Annotated in this window: 2 protein-coding genes; both read left to right on the top strand. The window is 43.7% G+C overall.

The annotated features are described in order from the left end of the window. On the top strand, window positions 1-363 hold a 363-nt coding region (locus ACFRAK_RS29475), incomplete at its 5' end, for a winged helix-turn-helix domain-containing protein (RefSeq protein ID WP_394573266.1). A 40-nt stretch (window positions 364-403) separates the two neighbouring features. Further along, the coding region (locus ACFRAK_RS29470) for a HAMP domain-containing protein (protein ID WP_394573265.1) at window positions 404-1,108 on the top strand (705 nt) is incomplete at its 3' end.

Raw genomic sequence — 1,108 nt, 5'->3', positions numbered from 1 at the left:
GTAGCTCGAATAAAAGCCATGGATAGAAGACTTTCTTCCTTCGATACAGAAGTGAATACAACCGTTTCAGGGATTCATGTGGATGAAAAAGCTATGGAAATCAAAATGGAAGGACAACCGCTGGATCTGACCTTTATTGAATACAAACTGTTTATGTACTTTTATGATCATTTAGAGCAGGTATTGACGTTTGATCAAATCTTATATCGTGTCTGGGGCCATGATATGTACGATTACCAAAACATCCGTGTTTATGTCGCCAAGCTGAGGGAGAAATTATCTCCGTATTCCCAAATCGTTCAACTACATAATGTGCGGTCGGTCGGCTATAAACTATCCAAGGTATCGAACCATGCAACATAAATCGATGCCGATGTACCTTTTTTTCATTGGGGCGGCATGTTTGATTCTAATTGTTCCCGTCGTTGCAGCCCAACTGATCGACCGGTTCTTCTATTCAACAGAGCCTAATCCCATAGATGATCCGTCCGAATGGGTCGAGACTGTGTTTATGGATGCGGGGGATTGGGGAACGGAGAGCTGGAAAGCTCAATTGGATGAGCAGCTGAGATCTTACGATATGCAAGTGTTGGTTACGTCCCCGGAGCAAACATCGATTTATCAGTATCATACAGACCAACCGAACCATTCGGACGGATTCATTGAAACTTACACCGAAACAGCATATAAAACGAATATATACCATGATGAGGAATGGTTAGGTTCGGTCTATTTGTCTTTCTCACAACCACGACTAGTTCCGGCTGAAAACACGTCAGACCATGTAATCCTGAAGTCTATGTTCGCCATCATCGGATTGCTGCTGCTTGTCTTTTTGTATTTGATTCGTCGGCAAATCTTGAAACCTATTCAATCTCTAATTCAAGCCTCGAACAAAGTTGCTGCGGGACAATATGATGCCCAGCTTGCCACGTCGAGTATTAAAGAACTTCGAGCAGTTTCGGAGGCTTACAGTAAGATGAGCACCAGTCTAGCGGAGCTGGATAGCCAAAGACAAGAACATGAAGCCGATCGGCGCTTTCTTATCTCCTCCATTGTCCATGATTTGCGCACACCGCTCTTTTCCTTGAAAGGTTATCTCGAAGGA

The sequence above is a fragment of the Peribacillus sp. NPDC056705 genome (genome assembly GCF_043656335.1).
This window is presented reverse-complemented; position numbering and strand designations above follow the sequence as displayed.